Below are 24,933 nucleotides of genomic sequence, written 5' to 3'. Positions count from 1 at the left end.
GGCAGTGTCCGGTCGGGACAACCGCGCTTTTTTGCTTTTCTTGAGTTGCGGTTGGTGGCGCGTGGGCACTCTTCGTGGCACGCGGCCTTGCAAACGAGCCGTAACCGATCATGTACCAGTGCAAATCTGACGCCTACAGGGCGCGTCGTATCCAGTACAGGGAGGGTCGCATCCAGTGTTGGTGACGTCGTTTACAGATTTTTTCAGCCCTCGACTGGCTTCTGAGACGCAAAAAACGTCGTAAAACCTGGGCGAAAGGAACGCGGCGTTGCTGGGCATGATTGCGTCGGTGTCAGACGTTGAAACCGAAGGCAAAAGCCCGATGATGCGGCCATCCCGGCGTTGAGCGTAGCAGCTGCGCCACCGGGCGCTCCTGCGCCCGGAAGTGACCGTTCTGGAGAGTCAAGGCAATGGCCATCAGCGTGTTCGACCTGTTCAAGATTGGTATCGGCCCGTCCAGTTCCCACACCGTGGGACCCATGCGCGCAGCGGCGCTGTTTGTCGAAGCGCTGAGGGCCAAGGCGCTGCTGCACGATGTGCGTCGGGTCGAGGTGCAACTGTTCGGTTCGTTGTCGGCCACTGGCATCGGTCACGGCAGCGACAACGCGGTGATCATGGGTTTGATGAGCGAGTGGCCCGACGCGATTGACCCGTCGCAGATCGTCACGCGCATCCAGTTGCTGCGCGAAACCCAGACCCTCTTGCTCGACGGCCGCCTGCCGGTGCCTTTCGTCTGGGACCGCGACATGCGCCTGATTGACGAAAACCTGCCATTCCACCCCAACGCGATGACGCTGGTGGCCGAAGGTGAAAGCGGCGAATTGCATCGCGATACCTACTATTCCGTCGGTGGCGGTTTTGTCGTCGACCAGGCCCAAGCCTCCAGTGGCGTGGTGGATCTGGACGCCACCGAATTACCTTATGATTTTTCCAGCGCCGAAGAACTGCTCACGCTGTGTCGCACGCACAACCTGCGGGTGGCTGAATTGATGATGGCCAACGAGAAGGTTTGGCGTTCGGAAGAAGAGATTCGCAGCGGCTTGATGAAACTCTGGCGGGCCATGCAGGACTGCGTCGAACAGGGCCTCAAGCACGAGGGCATCCTGCCCGGCGGCTTGAATGTCCGTCGGCGTGCGGCGAAGTTGCATCGCAGCCTGCAAGAGCTGAACAAACCGAACGTGATCGGCTCGACCCTGAGTGCGATGGAGTGGGTCAACCTGTTTGCCCTGGCCGTCAACGAGGAGAACGCCGCCGGTGGGCGCATGGTCACGGCGCCGACCAACGGTGCGGCGGGGATCATTCCGGCGGTGCTGCACTACTTCATGAAATTCAGCGAAGCGGTGACCGACGCCAATGTCGTGGATTACTTCCTCGGCGCCGCAGCGGTGGGGATCCTGTGCAAGAAGAACGCTTCGATCTCCGGCGCGGAAGTGGGCTGCCAGGGCGAAGTCGGCTCGGCTTGCGCCATGGCGGCGGCGGGCCTGGCGGAAATCCTCGGGGCCACGCCGGAACAACTGTGCAACGCGGCGGAAATCGGCCTGGAGCACAACCTCGGCCTGACCTGCGACCCGGTGGGCGGCCTGGTCCAGGTGCCGTGTATCGAGCGCAATGCCATCGCGGCAGTGAAAGCCATCAACGCTGCGCAGATGGCCCTTCGCGGTGATGGCCAGCATTTTATTTCCCTGGATCGGGTAATCCGCACCATGCGCGATACCGGCGCCGACATGCACGACAAATATAAAGAGACATCACGGGGCGGCTTGGCGGTCAGTGCGGTGGAGTGCTGATTTTGTGGCGAGGGGGATAAATCCCCTCACCATGAAAATGATCGAAAACCGCTCGTAAAATGCACACTGCTATAAAAACTCGCCACGTTTTGGCGCGTCGCAAACAGATAAGACGTGACTTGTCGGTCACGCCTTTGTACGCCGCCCCACCGTTCGTCCCCGCGCTTGCGGTGACAACCGTCGCGCACACGGCGCAGCCCAGTTACCACAAGTGCTACCGATCTGCTCACAGCCCGCCCTGGCAGGCGCCTGCCGCCCTTGATGGCAATTAGAACCCAGCCTCGACAGGCCCCTCATATAGACAGGCCGGCATGTCGTTTTCAGGAGTTATTGAACGCCCATTCAAATTTAGGCATGGCATTTGCTCTATTCCGATAAAGGCCCCGTCTCACGCAAGAGAATGATGGGCAATAACAAGAGCCTCCGCCTGAGGCCATCACCCGCTTTGTGTGAGGAGATACCGCGATGACGACGTCCAACTCCGGGGCCCAACCCCAGAACCGTGCGCCTCAATCCATCGGCTTTCTGCTGCTGGACAATTTCACGCTGATTTCCCTGGCGTCCGCGGTGGAACCGCTACGCATGGCCAACCAATTGTCCGGTCGCGAGCTGTACCGCTGGACCACCCTGACCGTCGATGGCGGCCAAGTCTGGGCCAGTGACGGTTTGCAGATCACTCCGGACGCCTCGATGCACAAAGCGCCGTCCCTGGACACCGTCATCGTGTGTGGTGGTATCGGCATCCAGCGCACCGTGACCCGCGAACATGTCTCATGGCTGCAAAGCCAGGCCCGCCAGTCCCGTCGCCTTGGCGCGGTCTGCACCGGTAGCTGGGCCCTGGCGTGCGCCGGCCTGCTGGACGGTTTCGATTGCAGCGTGCATTGGGAATGCCTGGCGGCGATGCAGGAGGCTTTCCCGCGGGTGTCGATGAGCACGCGCCTGTTCACCCTCGACCGCAACCGGTTCACCAGCTCCGGCGGCACCGCGCCGCTGGACATGATGCTGCACCTCATCAGCCGTGATCACGGTCGGGAGCTGTCGGCGGCGATCTCCGAGATGTTCGTCTACGAGCGTATCCGCAACGAGCAGGATCATCAGCGCGTGCCGCTCAAGCACATGCTTGGCACCAACCAGCCGAAGCTGCAGGAAATCGTCGCGCTGATGGAAGCCAACCTCGAAGAGCCGATCGACCTGGACGAGCTGGCGGTGTACGTCGCCGTGTCCCGGCGTCAGTTGGAGCGGTTGTTCCAGAAGTACCTGCATTGCTCGCCGTCGCGCTATTACCTCAAGCTGCGACTGATTCGTGCGCGGCAACTGCTCAAGCAGACGCCGATGTCGATCATCGAAGTGGCCTCGGTGTGCGGCTTCGTCTCCACGCCGCATTTCTCCAAGTGCTACCGCGAATACTTCGGCATTCCACCGCGCGACGAACGCGTCGGCTCCAACACCACGCAACAGGTGGCGATGATGCCGCTGCCGCAAGCGCTGGTGCTGTCGCCATTGTCCGGGCCGCTGTCGGCACTGAGCCAGGCGCGTAATGAATCGACGTTTGCCAGTGTGAGGCTCTAAAACCGAGTCGCGTGTATTCGCGAGCAAGCCCGCTCCCACATTCAACCGAGTTCCCATGGAAGACTCGGCCAAATGTGGGAGCGGGGCTTGCTCAAGAACGGATCGATCAGCCGCTATGGTTCTGCTGGTATTGCGTCAACGCGGGCAACAGCTGCTTGTCGATCGCCTGGCGCACGGCCGGCAGGATGGTGGCGCTGCTGGTGTACATGTCCTTGACCATCCGCCGCAGTTCATTGGCGCGGGCCCTGTCCAGCCCTCGCACAGCGCACTCGCATGCCTGCTCGGCAGTGGCGCCGCTGGGTATCTGCAGCCCCAGGGCCTTGAGGTGGCCCAGCAGGTCTTCCTGGTCGATCAAATCGGCGTACATCATGACGCTTTTCCTTGTTCAGGGATTGGGGTCGTGCCTGGATTCTGGTAGCCCCCCGAAGCGGCGGCAAGGGCGAATCGTCGATCTGTCACGAATGACTATGAGCGGGTCGTTTTCGGCTAACTCGCCGGGTCCTGGACTGGGCACACTGGCCCCAAGCTGAATCACGATGGTTTGGTCACCCTCGCGCCACAGCTCCTCCAGTAACGCTCCTGCCCCGATCCTGTCACGGCTTGATCGGGGATTTTTTTGCCTGTGGAAATCCGCAATATCCGGTTGCCCACAAGACGCCTTCGCGAGCGGCTCGCGAAGAACGATGATGTGATTTATCTCTGCAGCACCAGAATCCGCGACAGCAACTCATCCCGATCGACATAACACCCCTGGAAATGCCGCGCCCCCGTCGCCGGGTCGAAGGCGTTGCGGGCGTGGAGAGTGCGGCGGTTGTCGAAGCACCAGAGCTGCCCGGGTTCGAGTCGCTGCACCAAGCGAAATTGCGGTTCGCGGGTCAGGGCGATGAAGCGGCGGTAGGCGCGATACAGCCTGGGCATCTGCTCGACGGAGGTGTCGAAGGGGCCGCGCAGGAAGTTCGCCATGCGGATTTCCGAGACTTGCCCAAGGGCGTCCAACGCAATGATCGGCGCCAGGCACCGGTAGTCGCTGTGGCGGTCCTTGTTGCGAAACTCCACCGGGATCTGGCACAGCGCGTCGAAGGCCTCGGGGTCTTCCTGGCGCAGGGCTTGGGCAATGGCGAAGCCGTCGACGAAAATACTTTCGCCACCCTCGGCGTCGTTCACCAGACAATGCAGGAACTGCAACCCCGGCTGTAATTCCCGCGTCGGCAAATCGCTGTGCAGCGGCAGGTTGAAAGCGGTGTAGGCATTGCTGTCGGCATCGGCCTTGGATTGCACGTTGAAGAGCACGCCGAAGTTGCTCTCGCGTATGAAGGAAATGCGTTGGGCGATCTGTTTCAGCGAGCCGGGTTCGGTGGGCACGCCGCGGACTTGGGTCAGGCCGATGTCGCGTACCGCCAGCAACCACTGGAGCAGCGCGTTGGCGTCCTCCATCAGCGCCTGGTATTCGAATACCGGCAGGTGCAGGTCGCGCTGCCAGAGTTGTCGTTGTGGCTTGCTCGCCAGGCGCTCGGCCCTGGATTGTTCATCATAGGCGTGGGCGCGCAGCCAGCCCGGGTCGAATTGGCTTTGGTGGCCGTCCTGCCAGGCCACGCACAGGCGACCTTCATCATCGACGCCGACTTCGCCGGGCGCCAAATCCTCGGGCACATCGATGATTTCCAGGACTTGCTCGCGGGTGACGCGATAGACGCATTGCGAGCACGGGCAATTATCACGCAGCCACTGGTGATGAAAGGGACTGATCCTGCCATCGGCCCACGTGACATGAACCCGGTCGGCCAACGCTGCCGCAGCGGTCAACGCGTGGACCAGGGGATAGCTGCGGAAGTCGGCAATTGCGGCGACGGGTTGCATGGCGATCTCCTCGGGATTTTATCGGGCGGGGGGCAGTGCAATGACTCGACCGATGTAGGCCGGGGTCGGCAAGTCGGACTGGCTGTCGAGCAGGGCTTTGAGCTGGTCCAGGGTCGGTTCGGTGAACGGCGCCGACCGTGGGCCCGCCAGATCGACGTGCAGCAACATCTGTTCGTTGCCGGCCAGCTCTTTATCACCGCCGACCAGGTGCAGGCTGTGGTAGAGATGCAGGCGTTTGGCGTCGTGGCCGATGATCTGCGTGTGCACCTCGACCTGGGCGCCGAGCTTCACTTCATGCAGGTAATTGAGGTGCAGTTCGAGGGTGAACAACGAGTGGCCGCTGGCTTCGCGGCTCTGGCTGTCGAGGCCGAGCCGGTCCATCAGCGCGTCGGTGGCGTAGCTGAAGATCAGCAGGTAGAAGGCATCGCGCAAGTGGCCGTTGTAGTCGACCCATTCGGGGAGGATTCGGGTTTTGTAAGTGGTGAGGGTGGGCATTGTGAAACTCCACAGAGTGTCGCTGGTGTACACAACTGTGGCGAGGGAGCGAGCGCCCTCGCCACAAGGCGGATGTTTATTCGCTGAAGGCCATCCCATGTTTTTCCTTGGTGGTCTTCACCGCCTCCAGCACCGCCATCAGGCAATCATCACGATAGCGCTCCAGCGCCGAAATGCTGTGCTGCCCCAATTGCTCGCTCGTCCCGTCCACCACGTCGTCGATCAGTTTTTCGGTGAGCTCCGGTGCTGGCAGGTAGGTCCAGGGCAGTTGCAGCGCCGGGCCGAACTGGGCCATGAAGTGCCGCATCCCGGCATCACCGCCGGCCAGGGTGTAGGTCAGGAATGTGCCCATGAACGACCAGCGCAACCCGGCGCCAAAACGGATGGCATCGTCGATTTCACCAGTAGTCGCCACGCCGTCATTGACCAGATGCAGCGCCTCGCGCCAGAGCGCTTCGAGCAAGCGGTCGGCGATGAAACCGGGCACTTCCTTGCGCACATGCAGCGGTCGCATGCCGAGAGATTCATAGACTTGCATCGCCGCTTGCACGGCTTCGGGTGCGGTGTTCTTGCCGCCGACCACTTCCACCAGCGGCAACAGGTAGACGGGGTTGAACGGATGCCCGACCACGCAGCGCTCCGGATGGGTCGAGCTTTCATAGAATTCGCTCGGCAGCAGCCCCGAGGTGCTCGAGCCGATCAGCGCGTTCGGCTTGGCGGCGGCGCTGATCTGGCTGTGCAGTTGGAGTTTGAGTTCCAGGCGCTCGGGGGCGCTTTCCTGGATGAAATCGGCGTCGCGCACGCATTCTTCGATGGTGGCGACGAAGCGCAGCCGATCCGGCGAAGCGCCAGGGGCCAGGCCTTGTTTCTCCAGGGCGCCCCAGGCATTGGCGACACGCTTGCGCAGTGCCGCTTCGGCACCCGGCGCAGGGTCCCAGGCGACCACGTCGAGGCCATGGGCCAAGGCACGGCTGACCCAGCCGCTGCCGATGACACCGCTGCCCAGGGCGGCGAAGGTCTTGATGTCGGTGATGAAGCTCATGGTGGTTTCCTGAAAGGTCGGTGATCTGAAAGGGTGAGAGCGGGTCTGCGTGAACATGGGATCTGCCTTCTCGGCAGATCCAAGGAACGGATTCGGGTTTAGCCGCGCTGGACCAGGCCCATCTTCTTGCGGCCTTCAGCCGGAGTGAGCACGCGAGCCCCGAGTCGGCTGAGGATTTCGCCAGCGCGCTCCACCAACTGGCCGTTGGTGGCGAGTACGCCTTTGTCCAGCCAGAGGTTGTCTTCCAGCCCGACCCGTACGTTGCCGCCCAGCAGCACCGCCTGGGCGGCCATCGGCATTTGCATGCGACCGATGCCGAAGCCGGCCCACACCGTGTCTGCCGGCAGGTTGTCGACCATGGCTTTCATGGTGGTGGTGTCGGCCGGGGCGCCCCATGGAATGCCCAGGCAGAGTTGGAACAGCGGGTTGTCCAGCAGGCCTTCCTTGATCAGTTGCTTGGCGAACCACAGGTGGCCGGTGTCGAAGATCTCCAGCTCGGCCTTCACGCCGAGCTCGGTGATGCGCTTGGCGCCGGCCCGCAGTTGGGCAGGGGTGGAGACGTAAATGGTGTCGCCGTCGCCGAAGTTCAGGGTGCCGCAATCCAGGGTGCAGATTTCCGGCAGCAGCTCTTCGACGTGGGCCAGGCGGGTCAATGGGCCCACCAGGTCAGTGTTGGGACCGAACTCCATCGGCCGTTCGCCTGCACCGATCTCCAGGTCGCCGCCCATGCCGGCGGTGAGGTTGACGATGATGTCGACGTCCGCCTCACGGATGCGCTCCATCACTTCGCGGTACAGCGCCACGTCGCGGCTGAACTTGCCCGTTTGCGGGTCGCGCACGTGGCAATGGACCACCGTGGCCCCGGCTTTCGCCGCCTCGACGGCAGCGGCGGCGATCTGTTTCGGGGTGACCGGCACGTGGGGGCTCTTGGCGGTCGTGTCGCCAGCACCGGTGAGTGCGCAGGTGATAATGACGTCGTGGTTCATGGTGCGGATTCCTTCAGGCGTGGTGAGTCACCGCGCAGTTAGTGGCCTGTGTGGCTAATTTACGGCTCGTCATGGCGCCTTGCCTGGCAAGTCCTGACACTCGAATTTGAGTGCTCGAATTAACCGTACAGGCCACAAGCGCTGCGCAGAGGGAGAACGTTCAGTCAGTTACTGGTGAGCTTCAGGTTGTCGGCGGCGGGCTTGCCGTCGAAGGTGGTCACGCCTTCGAGCCAGCGCTGCTTGTCCTGCGGATGGTCCTTGAGCCACTGCCGCGCCGATTCGAGCGGATCTTTGTGATCGAGCAACGGCTGCATCATCCGGCTCTCGTCTTCGGCACTGAACGTCAGGTTGCTCAGCAGGCGGCTGACGTTCGGGCACTGCTCGGCGTAGTTCGGCGCGGTGACGGTCCAGACAGTGGCCATGCCTTCGTTCGGACCGAGGGCATCTTCGCTGCCGGTGAGGTAGGTCATTTGCACGTTGACGTTCATCGGGTGCGGTGCCCAGCCGAAGAACACCACGGCTTCCTTGCGCCGTACGGCACGGTCCACGGCGGCGAGCATGCCGGCCTCGCTGGACTCCACCAGCTGGAATTTGCCCAGGCCGAACTGGTTCTTGGCAATCATTGCCTTGATCTGGGTGTTTGCGCCGGAGCCGGGCTCGATGCCGTAGATCTTGCCGCCTAGCTCTTTCTCGAATTTGGCGATGTCGGCGAAGGTCTTCAGGCCCTTGTCGGCCAGGTAGGTCGGCACGGCCAGGGTGGCGCGGGCATCCTTGAGGCTGGGCTGCTCCAGCACCTTGACCTGCTTGGCCTCGACGAATGGCGTGATGGTCTGGGTCATCAACGGGTTCCAGTAGCCCAGGAACATGTCCAGGCGCTGGTCGCGGATGCCGGCGAAGATGATTTGTTGGGAGGCGCTGGTCTGCTTGGTCTTGTAGCCGAGGCCATCGAGCATCACTTGGGTCAGGGCACTGGTGGCGATGACGTCCGTCCAGTTGACCACGCCCAGGCGCACGTTCTGGCATGCGGCGGGCTCGGCTGCCAGGGTGGCCGAACTGAGGAAAGCGGTACCGCTGAGTGCAAGAACGCAGGAGCTGATCAGTCTTTTCATGTCGGGTTCCTCGGCAGCTTGTTGTTATGGGTTCCGGCGTCTGCGCGCCGGTGATGCCAAAGTACGCAGCCAGGGCTTGCTCAAAACGCACAGCGGCGACGTGCTCTTGCACTGCAGCGACCTGGATGCTTGAACGCCGCTTGCAACTGGCGTATCAAGGTCCGCACGCCACCCGCCAACCGAGTGCGCTCCATGTCCCAGGATTTCTACTTCTTGTTGCTGCCGGGTTTCTCGGCCATTGGTTTCATCTCGGCCATCGAGCCGCTGCGGGTCGCCAATCGCTTTCGCGGCGAGCTGTACCGCTGGCATGTGTTGAGCGCCGATGGCGGGGCGGTGCTGGCGAGCAACGGCATGTCGGTCAACGCCGACGCCGCGCTGGAGCCCTTGAAAAAAGGCGCGACGCTCTGGATCGTGGCGGGCTTCGAGCCGTTGAAGTTCGTCAGCCCGGTGTTGGAGCGCTGGCTGCACCGGCTGGACAACGATGGTGTCATCCTCGGTGGGATCGACACCGGCAGCGTAGTCCTCGCGCAGGCGGGATTGTTGGAAGGGCATCGCGTCACGCTGCACTGGGAAGCGATCGAGGCGTTCAAGGAATCCTATCCGCAGCTCAGCGTGACCCAGGAACTCTTCGAAATCGACCGCCGGCGCATCACCTGTGCGGGCGGCACCGCGTCCATTGATCTGATGCTGGACCTGATCGGCCAGGCCCACGGTTCGGAACTGGCGATCCAGGTCAGCGAACAATTCGTGCTTGGTCGCATCCGCCCCCGCAAAGACCACCAGCGCATGGAAATCGCCAACCGCTACGGCATTCGCAACAAGAAGCTGGTGCACGTCATCGGTGAGATGGAAACCCACAGCGAACCGCCCCTGAGCACCTTGGCCCTGGCCGAATCGATCAGCGTCACCCGACGCCAACTCGAACGGCTGTTCCGCCTGCACCTGAACGACACGCCCAGCAACTTCTACCTGCGCCTGCGCCTGGAAAAGGCCCGGCAGCTGCTGCGCCAGACCGACATGAGCGTGCTGGAGGTGAGCATTGCCTGTGGGTTCGAATCGCCGTCGTACTTCACTCGCAGCTATCGGGCTCGGTTTGCTCGGTGTCCGCGGGAGGATCGGCGGCGGCAGGGGGATGAGCGGGCGGCGGTTTGACAGGCTTTTATACTCAATTATACTCGCGGCTATAAATTATACCTTTCGCCATAATTGAGTATAAAACCATGTCCAAGCACCCCGGTTTTGTCTTCCGGCGTCCGGATCTGGCCCGCAACATTGTCGACGGGCTGATTGGCGCCGGGATCCAGGATTACACCTCAGGCCTGTTCCTGGCCGCGCCAAGGCGCACCGGAAAAAGTACCTTCCTGCGTGAAGACTTGATTCCCGAATGCGAGGCGCGAGGTTGGCTCGCGGTCTACGTCGATCTTTGGGCAAACAAGGAGAAGGACCCTGCCGAACTGATCGCCTCGGCCATTGCCGCCGCGTTGGTGCCTTATGAGAAAGGCATCCGCAAGCTTGCCAAGTCCATTGGCATCGACAAACTCAGCTTCTTGCGCACGTTGTCCTGGGATTTCAGCCAGCCGCAACTGCCCGAAGGGGCGACGCTGACCCAGGCGCTGGAGCTGTTGCACCATGCTGCCGAGAAAACCGTGGTGCTGGTGATCGACGAAGCCCAGCATGCATTGACCACCGAAGCCGGGGGCAACGCGATGTTCGGTCTCAAGGCGGCCCGTGACCAGCTCAATCAGGGGCGTGAGGGCGATACCAGCGGCCTGCGGCTGGTGTTCACCGGTTCCAATCGCGATAAGCTCGCCCACTTGGTGCTGAGTCGCAACCAACCGTTCTATGGGTCCAGCATTACGCCGTTTCCTTTGCTGGGCAAAGCCTTCACCCAGGCGTACACCACCCACTTGAACGCACACTTGGCCCAGACCAATCAGTTCAACGCCGATGACCTGGACCAGGCGTTTGAGTTGGTAGGTCGCCGTCCGGAGATGTTGCGCAGCGTCATCGGCGAAATCGCCCTGGAACTGGGTGAGGCGAGCCATTTGGGGGAGTTGCTGCGCAACAGCGCCGAAATGCTGCGCGCCGGCGTCTGGACCGAATTCGAGAGCGCCTGGAACGCCCTGACGGTGCCGCAACGCGCCGTGTTGCAGGTCATGGCCGAGCGCTCGCAGAACAACGAGCCCTTCGCGCCCTTCACCGATTCAACATTGGAGGCGGTGAGCAAGGTATTGAAGAGCATGGGAAGCGAAGTCGTGCCCGGTACCCAGACCATCCAATCGTGTATCGATGCGTTGCGTGAAAAAGAATTGGTGTGGAAATCCAATCGCGGTGGTTATGCGCTCGAGGACAAGGCGTTTGCGGAGTGGTTGAAGGGGTATCGCAAGCAGCGTTGAAACTTGGACTATTTCCGGTGGCGAGGGAGCAAGCTCCCTCGCCACACGGCGGTGTCAGCAGGTCTATTTCTTCATCAACGCCGAACACGCCGCCTTGTACGCCTCATGCTGATATTTATTCAGCGTCGCTGGCAGGGCGAAGTCGTGCTTCTTGTGTTGCGCATTGATGGTCTGCGGCGACAGCAGCGTCACCTCGCAACCTTCCAGCAACTGCAATATCCCTTCGATCTTGAACGTGGTCGGGCCACCGGCGAACTCACCTTTCTTGCTGCGCTTCTTGATGGTGATCCGTTCGATGCCGTTGTCCGTCACGAACGTCCGCACCTGGGCGGCAAAGGCCTTGACGTTGGCGGCTTCGTCGTCATCGTCCAGGGCGATTTTCTTAGTGCTCAGCGTAACGTGGCTCAACGCCTGCTGGTCCAGCGAGGCAACGGCGATGATCGCTTCGCTGCCTTTGATTTCGATGCCGCACGTTTTCATGTGAATTCCTTTACCAATTGTGCAAGCAGCTTACCGTGCCAAGCGGCTGCTCAAGCATCACTCCTGCCCAATCGACTCCAAAAACTCCGACCTGTCATCGCTCACCTGGGCCATGCAGTCGTTTTCGGCGATCTTGTAGGCGTCGCTGCCGGGTTTGGCCGGGAAGGCGGCGATGGCGCAGTCGGCGTCGCGCTGTTTTTGCCAGAGTTGCTGGGCGGCCTTGACCTTGGCGGTGATGTCGTTGAGCTGGGCCTTGTCGCTGGCGTAGCGGGTTTGCAGGCGCTCATTGAGGCTTTGCAGGTTTTCGCTGAGCAATTGCTCGGCGGCGGCTTTGCCGTAGGCGGAACAGGCGAGGGTCTGGACGTCGTTTTCAACTTCGTCGCAGGGGTTGGGCTCGGTGTCTTCGGTCGCATGGGCGACGGTGCTGATCAATGCCAGGGCGAGGAAAATCGATTTCATCGGGTTGTCGCTCAAATCCAGTGAAAGCCAGTGGTGCCGCGGATTCTGGCGCAAGCGCCGGGTAAATAACAGATGGGCAGAGGGGGGGCATCGTAGTCCATTGTCGCGGATTGACGCTTTCGGCAATTCCCCTGTCGTTTTTGCACCCGGTCGCCAAGGCCCTCCGGCATATGCTGGCCCCAAAGCGCCGGCACACGATTCGGCGCATGAATCGCCAACAAGGGGACTGCCTGATGAGCCCAGCCGAATTGCACGCCGACAGCATCGTTATCGACGGGCTGATCATTGCCAAGTGGAACCGCGACCTGTTCGAAGACATGCGCAAGGGCGGCCTGACCGCAGCCAACTGCACCGTGTCGGTGTGGGAAGGTTTCCAGGCCACCATCAACAACATCGTTGCCAGCCAGAAACTGATCCGCGAGAACAGCGACCTGGTGATCCCGGTGAAAACCACCGCCGACATCCGTCGCGCCAAGGAGCAGGGCAAGACCGGCATCATCTTCGGTTTCCAGAACGCCCACGCCTTCGAAGACCAACTCGGCTACGTCGAGATCTTCAAGCAGCTCGGCGTCGGCGTGGTGCAGATGTGCTACAACACCCAGAATCTGGTCGGCACCGGTTGCTACGAGCGCGACGGCGGCCTGTCGGGCTTCGGTCGTGAAATCGTCGCCGAGATGAACCGCGTCGGCATCATGTGCGACCTGTCCCACGTCGGTTCCAAGACCTCCGAAGAAGTCATCCTCGAATCGAAAAAGCCGGTCTGCTACTCCCACTGCCTGCCGTCCGGCCTGAAAGAACACCCGCGCAACAAATCCGATGAAGAGCTGAAGTTCATCGCCGACCATGGCGGTTTCGTCGGCGTGACCATGTTTGCGCCGTTCCTGGCCAAGGGCATCGATTCGACCATCGACGACTACGCCGAAGCCATCGAATACACCATGAACATCGTCGGCGAGGACGCCATCGGCATCGGCACCGACTTCACCCAGGGCCACGGCCAGGATTTCTTCGAAATGCTGACCCACGACAAGGGCTACGCCCGTCGTCTGACCAGCTTCGGCAAGATCATCAACCCCCTGGGCATCCGCACCGTGGGCGAGTTCCCGAACCTCACCGAGACGCTGCTCAAGCGCGGCCATCCTGAGCGGGTGGTGCGCAAGATCATGGGTGAGAACTGGGTGAACGTTCTTAAAGACGTCTGGGGCGAGTAAACCCCGCTGCATCACTGAATCCTTTACCTGCGGCCACTCGCGCCGCAGGCACATCACGAATTTCCGGAGTCAAGTTTTCATGGCCAAGATCGCCCCGCAACTGCCTATCGAAGTCGACAGCGAAACCGGTGTCTGGACGTCCGACGCCCTGCCGATGCTGTACGTGCCGCGTCACTTCTTCGTCAACAACCACATGGGCATCGAGGAAGTGCTGGGCGCCGACGCCTACGCCGAGATTCTCTACAAGGCCGGCTACAAATCCGCTTGGCACTGGTGTGAAAAAGAAGCCGAATGCCACGGCCTGGAAGGCGTCGCGGTGTTCGAGCACTACATGAAGCGCCTGTCCCAGCGTGGCTGGGGCCTGTTCAAGATCCAGGACATCGACCTGGACAAAGGCACCGCCAGCGTCAAGCTCGAGCACTCGGCGTTCGTCTATGTGTACGGCAAGGTCGGGCGCAAGGTCGACTACATGTTCACCGGCTGGTTCGCCGGCGCCATGGACCAGATCCTCGCCGCGCGCGGCAGTCAGATCCGCACCGTGGCCGAGCAGGTCTACGGCGGTTCCGAAGAAGGCCACGACGACGGCCTGTTCATCGTCAAGCCGTTGTAAGTCGAGGATCGCGCCATGGCTTTTGAAGCAATGTTCCAGCCGATCCAGATCGGCAAGCTGACCATCCGCAACCGCGTGCTCAGCACCGCGCACGCCGAGGTCTATGCCACCGACGGCGGCATGACCACCGACCGGTACGTGAAGTATTACGAAGAGAAGGCCAAGGGCGGCATCGGCCTGGCGATTTGCGGCGGCTCGTCGGTAGTCGCCATCGACAGTCCGCAGGAATGGTGGAGCTCGGTGAACCTGTCCACCGACCGCATCATCCCGCATTTCCAGAACCTGGCCGACGCCATGCACAAGCATGGCGCCAAGATCATGATCCAGATTACCCACATGGGTCGTCGCTCGCGCTGGGACGGCTTCAACTGGCCGACCCTGATGTCGCCGTCCGGCGTGCGTGAGCCGGTGCACCGTGCCACCTGCAAGACCATCGAGCCGGAAGAGATCTGGCGGGTGATCGGCAACTACGCCCAGGCCGCGCGCCGGGCCAAGGCCGGTGGCCTGGACGGCGTCGAGCTGTCCGCCGTGCACCAGCACATGATCGACCAGTTCTGGAGCCCGCGGGTCAACAAGCGGACCGACGAATGGGGTGGCAGCTTTGAGGGCCGCATGAAGTTCGGCCTGGAAGTGTTGAAGGCCGTGCGTGCCGAAGTGGGCGACGATTTCTGCGTGGGCATGCGCCTGTGCGGCGACGAGTTCCACCCGGACGGCTTGTCCCACGAGGACATGAAGCAGATCGCCAAGTACTACGACGACACCGGCATGCTCGATTTCATCGGCGTCGTGGGCTCGGGTTGCGACACCCACAACACCCTGGCCAACGTCATCCCGAACATGAGTTATCCACCGGAGCCGTTCCTGCACTTGGCCGCCGGTATCAAGGAAGTGGTCAAGGTCCCGGTGCTGCACGCGCAGAACATCAAGGACCCGAACCAGGCCACGCGGATCCTGGAGGGCGGTTACGTCGACATGGTCGGCATGACCCGTGCCCATATCGCCGACCCGCACCTGATCGCCAAGATCAAGATGGGCCAGATCGACCAGATCAAGCAGTGCGTCGGCGCCAACTACTGCATCGACCGCCAGTACCAAGGCCTGGACGTGCTGTGCATCCAGAACGCCGCGACATCCCGTGAATACATGGGCGTGCCGCACATCATCGAGAAGTCCACCGGGCCCAAGCGCAAAATCGTGGTGGTCGGTGCCGGCCCGGCCGGGATGGAAGCAGCGCGCGTTGCCGCCGAACGTGGCCACGACGTGACCCTGTTCGAGAAGAAGGAATTCATCGGCGGGCAGATCACCACGGCCTCGAAAGCCCCGCAACGGGACCAGATCGCCGGTATCACCCGCTGGTTCCAGCTGGAACTGGCGCGGCTGAAAGTCGATCTGCGCCTGGGCGTGGCGGCTGACGCGGCGACCATCATGGACCTGCGTCCGGACGTGGTAGTGCTGGCCGTCGGCGGGCATCCGAACCTGGAGCAGAACGAACACTGGGGCGCCGCCGAAGGGCTGGTGGTCAGCAGTTGGGACGTGCTCGACGGCAAGGTTGCGCCGGGCAAGAACGTGCTGGTCTACGACACCATTTGCGAGTTCACCGGTATGTCGGTGGCCGACTTCCTCGCCGACAAGGGCAGCCAGGTCGAGATCGTCACCGACGACATCAAGCCGGGCGTGGCCATTGGCGGGACGTCGTTCCCTACCTACTACCGCAGCATGTACCCCAAGGAAGTGATCATGACCGGGGACATGATGCTGGAGAAGGTCTACCGCGAAGGCGACAAGCTGGTGGCGGTGCTGGAGAACGAATACACCGGTGCCAAGGAAGAGCGCGTCGTGGACCAGGTGGTGGTGGAGAACGGTGTGAGGCCGGACGAAGAAATCTACTACGCGCTCAAGGAGGGTTCGCGCAACAAGGGCCAGATCGACGTCGAAGCCCTGTTCGCGATCAAGCCCCAGCCGTGCCTGGAACAGAGCGGCGATGGCTACTTGCTGTTCCGCATCGGCGACTGCGTGGCCCAGCGTAATACCCACGCGGCCATCTACGACGCCCTGCGGCTGTGCAAGGATTTCTAACGGCTTAACACCATCACCTGTGGCGAGGGAGCTTGCTCCCGCTGGGCCGGCCCGACGTTTCGGGCGAAGCGGCCCCAGATGATCAGTCGAGGAGCGTCAGGTTTACACCTGGGGCTGTTTTGGGAGCGCTTCGCGCTCCAGCGGGAGCAAGCTCCCTCGCCACACGTAGGTGCGTCGCTCTCACTGGCGCGCACATGACCCTGAGGTCTTTGGGAGCAACACCTATGTTGAACACCCTTCTTCCAATCCTGCTGTTCGCCGCCCTGGGCCTCGCGGTCCTGGGCGCCCTGCGGCGGGTGAACATGTGGCGCCGGGGACGACCATCGAAAGTCGACCTGATCGGCGGCCTCTTCGCCATGCCCAAGCGCTACATGGTGGACTTGCACCACGTGGTGGCGCGGGACAAATACATTGCCAACACCCACGTCGCCACGGCGGGTGGTGCGGTGGCATCGATCGTGTTGGCGATCCTGGTGCACGGTTTTGGCTTGCACAACCGCATCCTCGGCTACGCCTTGCTGCTGATGTCGGCGGTGATGTTCGTGGGCGCGATCTTCATGTATCTGCGCCGGCGCAACCCGCCAGCGCGTCTGTCGAAAGGCCCGTGGATGCGCCTGCCGAAAAGCCTGCTGGCCTTCTCGGCGTCGTTCTTCCTGGTGACCTTGCCGGTGGCGGGCATCCTTCCGGAAAACTTCGGTGGTTGGCTGGTGGCGGCGATCCTGGGTGTCGGCGTGTTGTGGGGCGTGTCGGAGTTGTTATTCGGCATGACCTGGGGCGGGCCGATGAAGCACGCCTTCGCCGGTGCCCTGCACCTGGCCTGGCACCGCCGCGCCGAGCGCTTTGGTGGCGGCCGCTCCACGGGCTTGAAGCCGCTGGACCTGAACGACCCCGCCGCACCACTGGGGGTGGAAAAACCCAAGGATTTCACTTGGAACCAACTGCTCGGTTTCGACGCCTGCGTGCAGTGCGGCAAGTGCGAAGCGGCCTGTCCGGCGTTCGCCGCCGGCCAGCCGTTGAACCCGAAAAAACTCATCCAGGACATGGTCGTCGGCCTGGCCGGCGGCACCGATGCGAAATTCGCCGGCAGCCCGTATCCAGGTAAACCGGTAGGTGAGCACGGCGGCAATCCGCACCAGCCGATCGTCAACGGCCTGGTGGACGCCGAGACCCTGTGGTCCTGCACCACCTGCCGGGCCTGCGTCGAAGAGTGCCCGATGATGATCGAGCACGTCGATGCCATCGTCGACATGCGCCGCCACCTGACCCTGGAAAAAGGCGCGACGCCGAACAAGGGCGCCGAGGTGCTGGAAAACCTCATTGCCACCGACAACCCGGGCGGCTTCGCCCCGGGCGGGCGGATGAACTGGGCGGCGGACCTGAACCTGAACCTGCTCAGCGAGAAGAAATCCACCGACGTGCTGTTCTGGGTCGGCGACGGTGCCTTCGACATGCGCAACCAGCGCACCCTGCGCGCCTTCGTCAAAGTGCTCAAGGCAGCGAAGATCGACTTCGCCGTGCTCGGCCTCGAAGAGCGCGACAGCGGCGATGTGGCCCGGCGCCTGGGTGACGAAGCGACGTTCCAGCTGTTGGCCAAGCGCAACATCCAGACCCTGGCCAAGTACAGCTTCAACCGCATCGTCACCTGCGACCCCCACAGTTTCCATGTGCTGAAAAACGAATACGGCGCCTTCGACGGCAACTACCTGGTGCAGCACCACAGCACCTACCTGGCGGAAATCATCGACGCTGGCGCGCTGAACCTCGGCCAGCACAAGGGCGACAGCTTGACCTATCACGACCCGTGCTACCTGGGCCGCTACAACGGCGAATACGAGGCGCCGCGCCAAGTGCTGCGTGCGCTGGGCATCGAGGTCAAGGAGATGCAGCGTTCCGGGTTCCGTTCGCGTTGCTGCGGCGGTGGCGGCGGTGCGCCGATCACTGACATCCCGGGCAAGCAGCGCATTCCCGACATGCGCATGGACGACATCCGTGAAACCGGCGCCGAACTGGTGGCGGTGGGTTGTCCACAATGCACCGCGATGCTCGAAGGCGTGGTCGAACCACGACCGATGATCAAGGACATTGCCGAACTGGTGGCCGATGCGCTGCTGGAAGACGCGGCCCCGAGCAAGCCCGTGGCCCCGGCCAAACGTGAACCTGCGGAGGTGCATTAATGAGCGACATCATCCGCCGCGACCCTCGCGCCGAGTGGATCGCCCGCAACCGCTTGCACCCGCTGCACGCGGCCATGCAACCGTTGCAGCACAGCTGGATGGGGCCCAACGGCGTCATCCGCAAGAATGTACATGGTGTCGGTTTCATCGGCCCCAACGGCATCAAGCGCATCGACCGCAGCGGCGCCCAGCAAGGTGGGGCGAGCAAGCGCACCGCTGCCGTCGAAGTTCAATTGCCGCTGCATCAGGTGCCGCAACCGGCATTCCACATTTGCGTCGTTCCGGACATGGTCGGTGGCCGCCTCAGCAGCCACGACCGCGATTTGCTCGGCCTGGCCCATCAGTTGGCCGGCAGCGACGGCGCAGTGTTGGCCGTGGTGTTTGGCGAGCATAAGGAAAGCACCTTCGCCACGGCGGGTGTCGACCGCTTGCTGGTACTCGAGGGCGAGGAATTCAGCGGTTATGCACCGGAGCAACGGGTGCAAGGCTTGCGGGCTGTGGATAACCAGTTCAACCCACGCCACTGGCTGCTGCCTGACAGTCGCAGCGGCGGTGGTGAATTGGGCCGACGCTTTGCCGCAGCCCTGGGCGAGCGCCCGGCCACGCGGGTCTGGCAGGTCAAGGGCGAAGAATGCATCGGTCGCGCCGGTGCGGGCCTGCAAGACTTGGCTCGACCGTTGGCGCGCTTGATCCTGGCGGCGGCCGAATGCGCCGAACCGGTCAGCGAAACCCGTCACGAAGCCTTGCCGGTGGAGTTATCCACAAGCGTGGCCCGTAGCTTGTCGCGGATCGAAGATCTTGGCGCGGTTGCCGTGGACCCGGGTGCGATCCCGATGGCCGAGGCCGAATTCATTTTCTCCGGCGGCAACGGGGTCAAGGACTGGGCGCTGTTCCATCAGACCGCCGCAGCCCTGGGCGCTACCGAAGGCGCTTCGCGGGTGGCGGTGGACGACGGCTTCATGGCCCGCGATCGCCAGGTCGGTGCATCCGGCACCTGGGTCACGGCGCGGGTCTATGTGGCCGTGGGCATTTCCGGGGCGATCCAGCACCTGCAAGGCATTGGCGCCTGCGACAAGGTGGTGGCGATCAACCTCGATCCAGGCTGCGACATGATCAAGCGTGCGGACCTGTCGGTGATCGGTGACAGCGCGGCGATTCTCCAGGCCCTGATCGCGGCGGTAGAGGCTTACCGCAACGAAGCCAGGCGCGATGCGGCTTAAGCTAAGGAAACGTTCATGAGTACCCAAGTGATCAGCCTCGTCTCCATCGGCGCCCACCCGACCTCCGGCCGGCCACGGCGTGCCGAGCAAGACGCCCGCGCCGTGGAGCTGGGCCTGCAACTGGCCGGCAATGACCTGCAAGTGCTGCACGCCGGCGACGTGGCCGAACCGGCCCTGCGCGCCTACCTGGGCATGGGGCTCGATGAGCTACATGTATTGGAGAACCCGAACGGGGCCGACGCGTTGCCGGCCCTGACGGACTATCTGCGGGATGCCGGCGCCCAAGTGGTGCTCACCGGCAGCCAGGCGGAAACCGGCGAAGGCTCGGGCATGTTGCCGTTCCTGCTGGCCGAGAACCTGGGGTGGCCGTTGGTGGTGGGGCTGGCGCAGGTCGAATCCATCGAAAACGGCGTGGCCCTGGTGCTGCAAGCCTTGCCTCGTGGTCAGCGGCGACGGCTCAAGGTGCGCCTGCCGTTTCTCGCCACCGTGGATAACGCTGCGCCAAAACCTCGGCAAAGCGCCTACGGCCCGGCGCGGCGTGGGGCATTGCACGCTGAAGAAGTCGAAATCATCGACGATGCCTTGCTGGCGGTGGCGGCTCTGCTACCGGCCAAGCCCCGGCCCAAGCGCTTGAAAGTGATCAAGGCCAAGAGCGGCGCCGACCGGATGAAAGCCGCTACCGCCAAGGCCAGCGGCGGAGGCGGGCAGGTACTCAAGGGTGTCAGCCCGGAGGAAGGGGCTCAGGCGATTCTAAAATTGCTGGTAGAAGAGGGGGTGGTTCGCTAACCCCGACCCTCTATAAACCCCTGTGTGCGGGCTTGCTCGCGAATGCTATAGGTCAGTCGATATAAGATTCGCGTGACACACCGCCTTCGCGAGCAGGCTCGCTCCCATGGAGTTCTGGTTTTGCCCACAATCTTTGTGCGCGCCTCTGTGGATAACCTGTTCGCCCCTCGCTGCGGCCTATGCCAATCGCGCTCTCCAGCCCTTTGCTTAAAAAATAGCCAATCTAACTCGCGGTTTTAATTGGCTTTTTGCTGTGAATAAAACATCGTCCGGGGAAAACTTGCCCCCAATCTCTGTTGGCGCTTCTGTGGATAAGATGTTCGCTATCCGCTACAAGCCAAGCGCTGCGGTTCTTTCAGAGATTTGATCAAATAATAGCCAAACTCCACATGTCTCCGAAAAAATCACCGGAAAACGCCGATTTGCGGCGCCTTCCATGGGTTTTCCACAGAACCGTCAAAATTACCCCCAAACGCTGTTGGCGGTTCTGTGGATAAGGTGTTCGCTCTGAGCTACAGCCCTTGTAGGTCGCGACCTGCATCGGTCTGGTCAAAAAACGATCAAGCCGTCAGTAAACCGTTGTCATTGGCTAAGTCACGGATTTTATTCACATTGGCGCTCAAAGATCCCCGTCACCTGCACATTTGTCCCCAATTACTGTGGGTGGCGATGTGGATAACTTGTTTGCGGAGTTCTGAAAGCCGCGGCTGGCTTAGCTCGAAACGCGATAGATCAAATTTCATACAGTTCTAAGGAACCGCCTTGACGGACAGGTGTCGCCTGTCTTCACTCATGGCACAAGGACAGCGAGACTTTATCCATATCTGGTTCAGGGAGAACGCACGATGGATAGCAAGGCCCCCACTCCAATACCCCATTCAGCCCCGACGTGTAACCCGACGCCGTCCACCGCGCTGCCTCGACGCATCCATCGTCGCTCGGCCAATCAGCGTGCACGCCTATAACGCCTGAGTGTTTCCCCGGTCACCGTTGACTGCCGCTTCAACCCGTACGGGATAGTGGCCAGGCGTTCGTGCGCCTTTGAATTTACAGGCAACCGCAGAGTTGCCCCTTCTGCCTGAGAGGACTTGAACATGACACGGATCTCGACCCCCATCAGTGAAATCAAGGAACACTACGACGTGATTGTCATCGGCTCCGGCTACGGCGGCGGCATTGCCGCGTCACGCTTGTCCCGGGCCGGGCGCAAGGTTTGCCTGCTGGAGCGGGGCCGGGAGATCCAGCCTGGCGAGTATCCCAACACGTTGCTCGCCGCCACCGAGGAACTGCAGGTGCATGACCCGGACGGCCACATCGGTTCACGGACCGGGTTGTTCGACCTGCACGTCAACGCCCAGCAGAACGTTGTGGTCGGGTGTGGCCTGGGCGGGACTTCGCTGATCAACGCCAACGTCGCGTTGGAAGCCGAACCCGGTGTCTTCGAAGATCCACGCTGGCCCCAGGCAATGCGCGAGCACAGCGACACGCTGCTCAAGGACGGCTACGCCCGGGCACGGGAGATGCTCAAGCCCAATCCCTATCCGGCATCCTCGCCGAACCTGCCCAAGCTCGACGCCCACAAGAAATCAGCGGATTACCTCAAGCAGGGTGCGCATTTCTACAAGCCGCCGATCAACGTGACCTTCGACAAGCTGCCCAATAACCTCAATCACGTCGGTGTCGAACAGCTGCCATGCAATGGCTGTGGCGATTGCGTCTCGGGCTGTAACAACAAGGCCAAGAACACCACGCTGATGAACTACCTGCCGGATGCCTGGAACCACGGCGCCGAGATTTTCTGCCAGGCCGAAGTGCGGCACCTGGAGCGCGAGGGCGACGGCTGGATTGTGCATTTCCAGTACCTGGACAGTGGTCGCGAGATGTTCTCGGCACCGACGCTTTTTGTCCGCGCCGACATCGTCGTGGTGTCCGCCGGCACCCTGGGCTCCACCGAGATCATGCTGCGCTCGCGGGACAAGGGCCTGTCGATGTCTGCCCAGTTGGGCGAAAACATGAGCGGCAACGGTGACATCCTCGGCTTTGGCCACAACTGCGACCAGGTTATCAATGGCATCGGCTTTGGTGCCCATTCGGCCAAGGAGCTCGAGCCGGTGGGGCCGTGCATCACGTCGGTGATCGATATGCGCACCGAGGGCGACTTGCGCAGCCGGATGGTGATCGAGGAAGGCTCGATCCCCGGCGCCCTTGGCCGGGCCATGGTGCCGAGCATGGCGGCGTTCGCCGAGATGATCGGCGTGCCCACCGACACCGGTTTCGGTGCCAGTCTCAGATACAAGGGCCGCGAGGCCGAAAGCTTCCTGCGCGGCCCGTATTACGGCGCGCTGCACAACATGCAGACCTACCTGATCATGAGCCATGACAACGGCAAGGGCCGCATGGTCCTCGATAACCAGGATCAGCTGCGCATCGACTGGCCCGGTGTCGGCGAACAGGAGAACGTCACCCTCGGCAACGAACGGCTGCACCTGAGCACCAAGGCCCTGGGCGGGATCTGGGTCGAGAACCCGATCTGGACCAAGCTGCTCAAGCACAGCATCGTCTCGGTCCATCCGCTGGGCGGTTGCGTGATGGGCGAGGACGCAGTCCAGGGCGTGGTCAACCACAAGGGCCAAGTGTTCAGCGGCGCCAGTGGCACCGACGTCTATCCGGGGCTGTATGTGACGGACGGCTCGGTGATCCCGACGTCCCTGGCGGTCAACCCGCTGCTCACCATTTCGGCGGTGAGTGAGCGCAACATGGGGTTGCTGGCGGCTGATCGCGGCTGGCTGATCGATTACACGCTGCCGTCGGCTCCGCGCAAACCGGTGGCGGCGCCGACCCTCGGCGTGCAGTTCACCGAAACCATGAAGGGTTACTTCTCCACGGCGTTCACCGAGCCCCAAGGCACCGACCTCAACCTTTACGAAGCGGCGGCCAAGCGCGGCAAGGCCGATAACTCACCCATCGAATTCACCCTGACCATCACCGCCGCCGACCTCGATCGCCTGATCAAGGAACCGGAGCATGCGGCGACGCTGGTGGGCACCCTCGATGCGCCGCTGCTGTCGCCCAAGCCGCTGGTCGCCAGCAATGGCGTGTTCAACCTGTTCGAGCAGTACCAGGAACAGGTCGGCGTGCGCCACATGAACTACGACATGAAGCTGACCGCGGAGGATGGCAGCGACTACTTCTTCAGCGCCTTCAAGACCGTGCCCGAGGACAATGGCGTGCTGAACATCTGGCACGACACCAGTACGCTCTACGTCACGCTGTATCGCGGGCCGGACAAGACCGGCACGGTAATCGGCTCCGGGGTGATGCACATTCTGCCGGCCGACTTCGCCAAGCAGATGACCACCATGAAAGTGCTCAACGCCCGCAATGAGCGCGAGCGCGTGGAGGCACTGGCGCGGTTCGGCAAGTTCTTCGCCGGGATCCTGTGGGAGAGCTACGGCGGTGTCTTCGCCGGCGACGTCTACTTCAACCCGGACGCGCCGCCTCGCTTGAAACGGCCGCTGGACGCGCCAGCGCCGGTGGTGCATTTCTTCCAGACCGAAGACAACGTCGAGTTGCGCCTGACCCGTTTCCAGGCCGGCACCAAGGGGCCGGTGATGTTGGTCCATGGCCTGGGCGTGGGCTCGAATATCTTCTCCACCGACACCATCCACACCAACCTGCTGGAGTATTTGTGCAAGCACGAATACGACGTCTGGCTGCTGGACCTGCGCGTCAGCATCCTGTTGCCGGCCAGCAAGCATGAATGGAACGGCGACCAGGTGGCTCAGTACGACTTCAAGGCAGCGATCGAGCAGATCCAGCAGGCAACGCTGGCCCGTGACGTGCAGTGCGTGGTGCATTGCTACGGCGCGACGACCTTCTTCATGTCGATGCTGGCGGGCTTGCAGGGCGTGCGCTCGGTGGTCTGCTCGCAGATCGCCGCCGACACGGTGGTCGCCACCGCCACCGGGCTGAAGGCCGGGTTGCATTTGCCGGGCATGCTCGATGCCATCGGCATCAAGTCCATGACGGCGTACGCCGACACCAAGGAAAGCTGGTTCAACAAACTCTACGACAAGGCCCTCAACGGCTATGCCCGGATCGAGGCCCAGGGTTATTGCACCAACCCGGTCTGCCATCGCATTACCTTCATGTACGCCTCGCTGTACCGCCACGACACCCTCAACGAAACCCTGCACGACAACCTGCATGAGTTGTTCGGCGAGTCGAACATCCAGACCTTCGAGCACCTGGCGCTGATCGTGCGCAAGGGGCATCTGGTGGACTTCAAGGGCAACGACGTCTACATGCCGCATTTCGACCGGCTGAAGTTGCCGATCTGCTTCATCAGCGGCGCCGACAACCAGTGCTACTTGCCGCAAAGCACCCTCAAGACCTACGAGCGGCTGTGCGACATGCACGGTCCGCAACTGTTCAGTCGCCATGAAATACCGGGGTACGGCCACATCGACTGCATGTTCGGCAAGGATGCGGTGGTGGATGTGTATCCGATCATTCTTGAGCACCTGGAGAAGACTGCATTGGGCTAGCTGACTGCCCTCCGTGGCGAGGGAGCTTGCTCCCGCTCGGCTGCGAAGCAGTCGTCGCTTTTGAAGTCTTGGGGGCCGCTACGCGGCCCAGCGGGAGCAAGCTCGCTCGCCACATGGGTTTTGTGGTGA

Annotated in this window: 19 protein-coding genes; 11 read left to right on the top strand and 8 right to left on the bottom strand. The window is 62.3% G+C overall.

From position 1 onward, the window contains the following. Positions 1 to 410 precede the first annotated feature (410 nt). Together JZ00_RS06765 and gbdR are read left to right on the top strand one after the other, a co-directional pair. Positions 411 to 1,787 (top strand): L-serine ammonia-lyase, encoded by a 1,377-nt coding sequence (locus tag JZ00_RS06765; protein ID WP_039590606.1) that lies wholly within the window; start codon positions 411 to 413, stop codon positions 1,785 to 1,787. 465 nt (positions 1,788 to 2,252) lie between these two features. After that, positions 2,253 to 3,356, top strand: coding sequence for a choline metabolism transcriptional regulator GbdR (gbdR, locus tag JZ00_RS06760; RefSeq protein WP_039590608.1), 1,104 nt, complete (start codon positions 2,253 to 2,255; stop codon positions 3,354 to 3,356). A 106-nt stretch (positions 3,357 to 3,462) separates the two neighbouring features. Here gbdR and JZ00_RS06755 read toward each other — a convergent pair whose 3' ends face one another. The 6 genes from JZ00_RS06755 to JZ00_RS06730 all read right to left on the bottom strand — a co-directional run bounded on the left by JZ00_RS06755 (position 3,463) and on the right by JZ00_RS06730 (position 8,845). Beyond that, the gene (locus JZ00_RS06755; RefSeq protein ID WP_039590609.1) at positions 3,463 to 3,726 is read right to left on the bottom strand and encodes a hypothetical protein; all 264 of its coding nucleotides are present in this window, start codon (positions 3,724 to 3,726) and stop codon (positions 3,463 to 3,465) included. Positions 3,727 to 4,049: 323 nt separating this feature from the next. Beyond that, positions 4,050 to 5,213 (bottom strand): gamma-butyrobetaine dioxygenase, encoded by a 1,164-nt coding sequence (locus tag JZ00_RS06750; protein WP_039590610.1) that lies wholly within the window; start codon positions 5,211 to 5,213, stop codon positions 4,050 to 4,052. Positions 5,214 to 5,231: 18 nt separating this feature from the next. Continuing rightward, positions 5,232 to 5,708 carry a thioesterase family protein gene (locus JZ00_RS06745; protein ID WP_039590611.1) on the bottom strand — a complete coding sequence of 159 codons (477 nt, stop codon included), beginning with the start codon at positions 5,706 to 5,708 and terminating at the stop codon, positions 5,232 to 5,234. Positions 5,709 to 5,784: 76 nt separating this feature from the next. Further along, positions 5,785 to 6,750 (bottom strand): L-carnitine dehydrogenase, encoded by a 966-nt coding sequence (locus JZ00_RS06740; RefSeq protein ID WP_039590612.1) that lies wholly within the window; start codon positions 6,748 to 6,750, stop codon positions 5,785 to 5,787. 98 nt (positions 6,751 to 6,848) lie between these two features. Continuing rightward, positions 6,849 to 7,736, bottom strand: a complete 888-nt coding sequence (locus JZ00_RS06735; protein WP_039590613.1) for a beta-keto acid cleavage family enzyme — start codon at positions 7,734 to 7,736, stop codon at positions 6,849 to 6,851. 164 nt (positions 7,737 to 7,900) lie between these two features. Beyond that, positions 7,901 to 8,845, bottom strand: a complete 945-nt coding sequence (locus tag JZ00_RS06730; RefSeq protein ID WP_039590614.1) for a choline ABC transporter substrate-binding protein — start codon at positions 8,843 to 8,845, stop codon at positions 7,901 to 7,903. A 192-nt stretch (positions 8,846 to 9,037) separates the two neighbouring features. On the opposite strand from JZ00_RS06730, the gene JZ00_RS06725 reads away from it, so the two are divergent. Further along, positions 9,038 to 9,997, top strand: coding sequence for a GlxA family transcriptional regulator (locus JZ00_RS06725; protein ID WP_039590615.1), 960 nt, complete (start codon positions 9,038 to 9,040; stop codon positions 9,995 to 9,997). A 68-nt stretch (positions 9,998 to 10,065) separates the two neighbouring features. Beyond that, a complete protein-coding gene (locus JZ00_RS06720) occupies positions 10,066 to 11,241 on the top strand; it encodes an ATP-binding protein (RefSeq protein ID WP_039590616.1) in 1,176 nt (391 codons plus the stop codon). Between the two features lie 63 nt (positions 11,242 to 11,304). On the opposite strand, the gene JZ00_RS06715 is transcribed toward JZ00_RS06720, so the two are convergent. Continuing rightward, positions 11,305 to 11,721, bottom strand: a complete 417-nt coding sequence (locus JZ00_RS06715; RefSeq protein WP_039590617.1) for a DUF3010 family protein — start codon at positions 11,719 to 11,721, stop codon at positions 11,305 to 11,307. 57 nt (positions 11,722 to 11,778) lie between these two features. Further along, positions 11,779 to 12,180 (bottom strand): lysozyme inhibitor LprI family protein, encoded by a 402-nt coding sequence (locus JZ00_RS06710; protein WP_039590618.1) that lies wholly within the window; start codon positions 12,178 to 12,180, stop codon positions 11,779 to 11,781. 233 nt (positions 12,181 to 12,413) lie between these two features. Between JZ00_RS06710 and JZ00_RS06705 the strand changes: the two genes are divergently transcribed. From JZ00_RS06705 to JZ00_RS06670, 7 genes are all read left to right on the top strand, one after another. Beyond that, positions 12,414 to 13,391 (top strand): dipeptidase, encoded by a 978-nt coding sequence (locus tag JZ00_RS06705; RefSeq protein WP_030139307.1) that lies wholly within the window; start codon positions 12,414 to 12,416, stop codon positions 13,389 to 13,391. A gap of 79 nt (positions 13,392 to 13,470) precedes the next feature. Then, the gene (locus tag JZ00_RS06700; RefSeq protein WP_018612374.1) at positions 13,471 to 14,001 is read left to right on the top strand and encodes a DUF5943 domain-containing protein; all 531 of its coding nucleotides are present in this window, start codon (positions 13,471 to 13,473) and stop codon (positions 13,999 to 14,001) included. 15 nt (positions 14,002 to 14,016) lie between these two features. Further along, positions 14,017 to 16,077, top strand: a complete 2,061-nt coding sequence (dgcA, locus tag JZ00_RS06695) for a dimethylglycine demethylation protein DgcA (protein ID WP_039590620.1) — start codon at positions 14,017 to 14,019, stop codon at positions 16,075 to 16,077. A 224-nt stretch (positions 16,078 to 16,301) separates the two neighbouring features. Further along, positions 16,302 to 18,251 carry a dimethylglycine demethylation protein DgcB gene (gene dgcB, locus JZ00_RS06690; protein ID WP_039590621.1) on the top strand — a complete coding sequence of 650 codons (1,950 nt, stop codon included), beginning with the start codon at positions 16,302 to 16,304 and terminating at the stop codon, positions 18,249 to 18,251. Next, the gene (gene etfA, locus JZ00_RS06685) at positions 18,251 to 19,471 is read left to right on the top strand and encodes an electron transfer flavoprotein subunit alpha (RefSeq protein WP_039590623.1); all 1,221 of its coding nucleotides are present in this window, start codon (positions 18,251 to 18,253) and stop codon (positions 19,469 to 19,471) included. Before dgcB ends, etfA begins: the two co-directional genes overlap by 1 nt. 15 nt (positions 19,472 to 19,486) lie before the next feature. Continuing rightward, a complete protein-coding gene (gene etfB, locus JZ00_RS06680) occupies positions 19,487 to 20,257 on the top strand; it encodes an electron transfer flavoprotein subunit beta (RefSeq protein ID WP_039590625.1) in 771 nt (256 codons plus the stop codon). A gap of 1,094 nt (positions 20,258 to 21,351) precedes the next feature. Then, positions 21,352 to 24,804: a GMC oxidoreductase gene (locus JZ00_RS06670; protein ID WP_039590628.1), complete on the top strand. Its 3,453-nt coding sequence runs from the start codon at positions 21,352 to 21,354 to the stop codon at positions 24,802 to 24,804. The last annotated feature ends 129 nt before the right edge of the window (positions 24,805 to 24,933 follow it).

Origin of the sequence: Pseudomonas frederiksbergensis (assembly GCF_000802155.2) — a bacterium.
Taxonomy (GTDB): domain Bacteria; phylum Pseudomonadota; class Gammaproteobacteria; order Pseudomonadales; family Pseudomonadaceae; genus Aquipseudomonas; species Aquipseudomonas frederiksbergensis_A.
The sequence above is the reverse complement of the archived record's forward strand: the minus strand, read 5'-3'. Positions and strand labels throughout refer to the sequence as shown.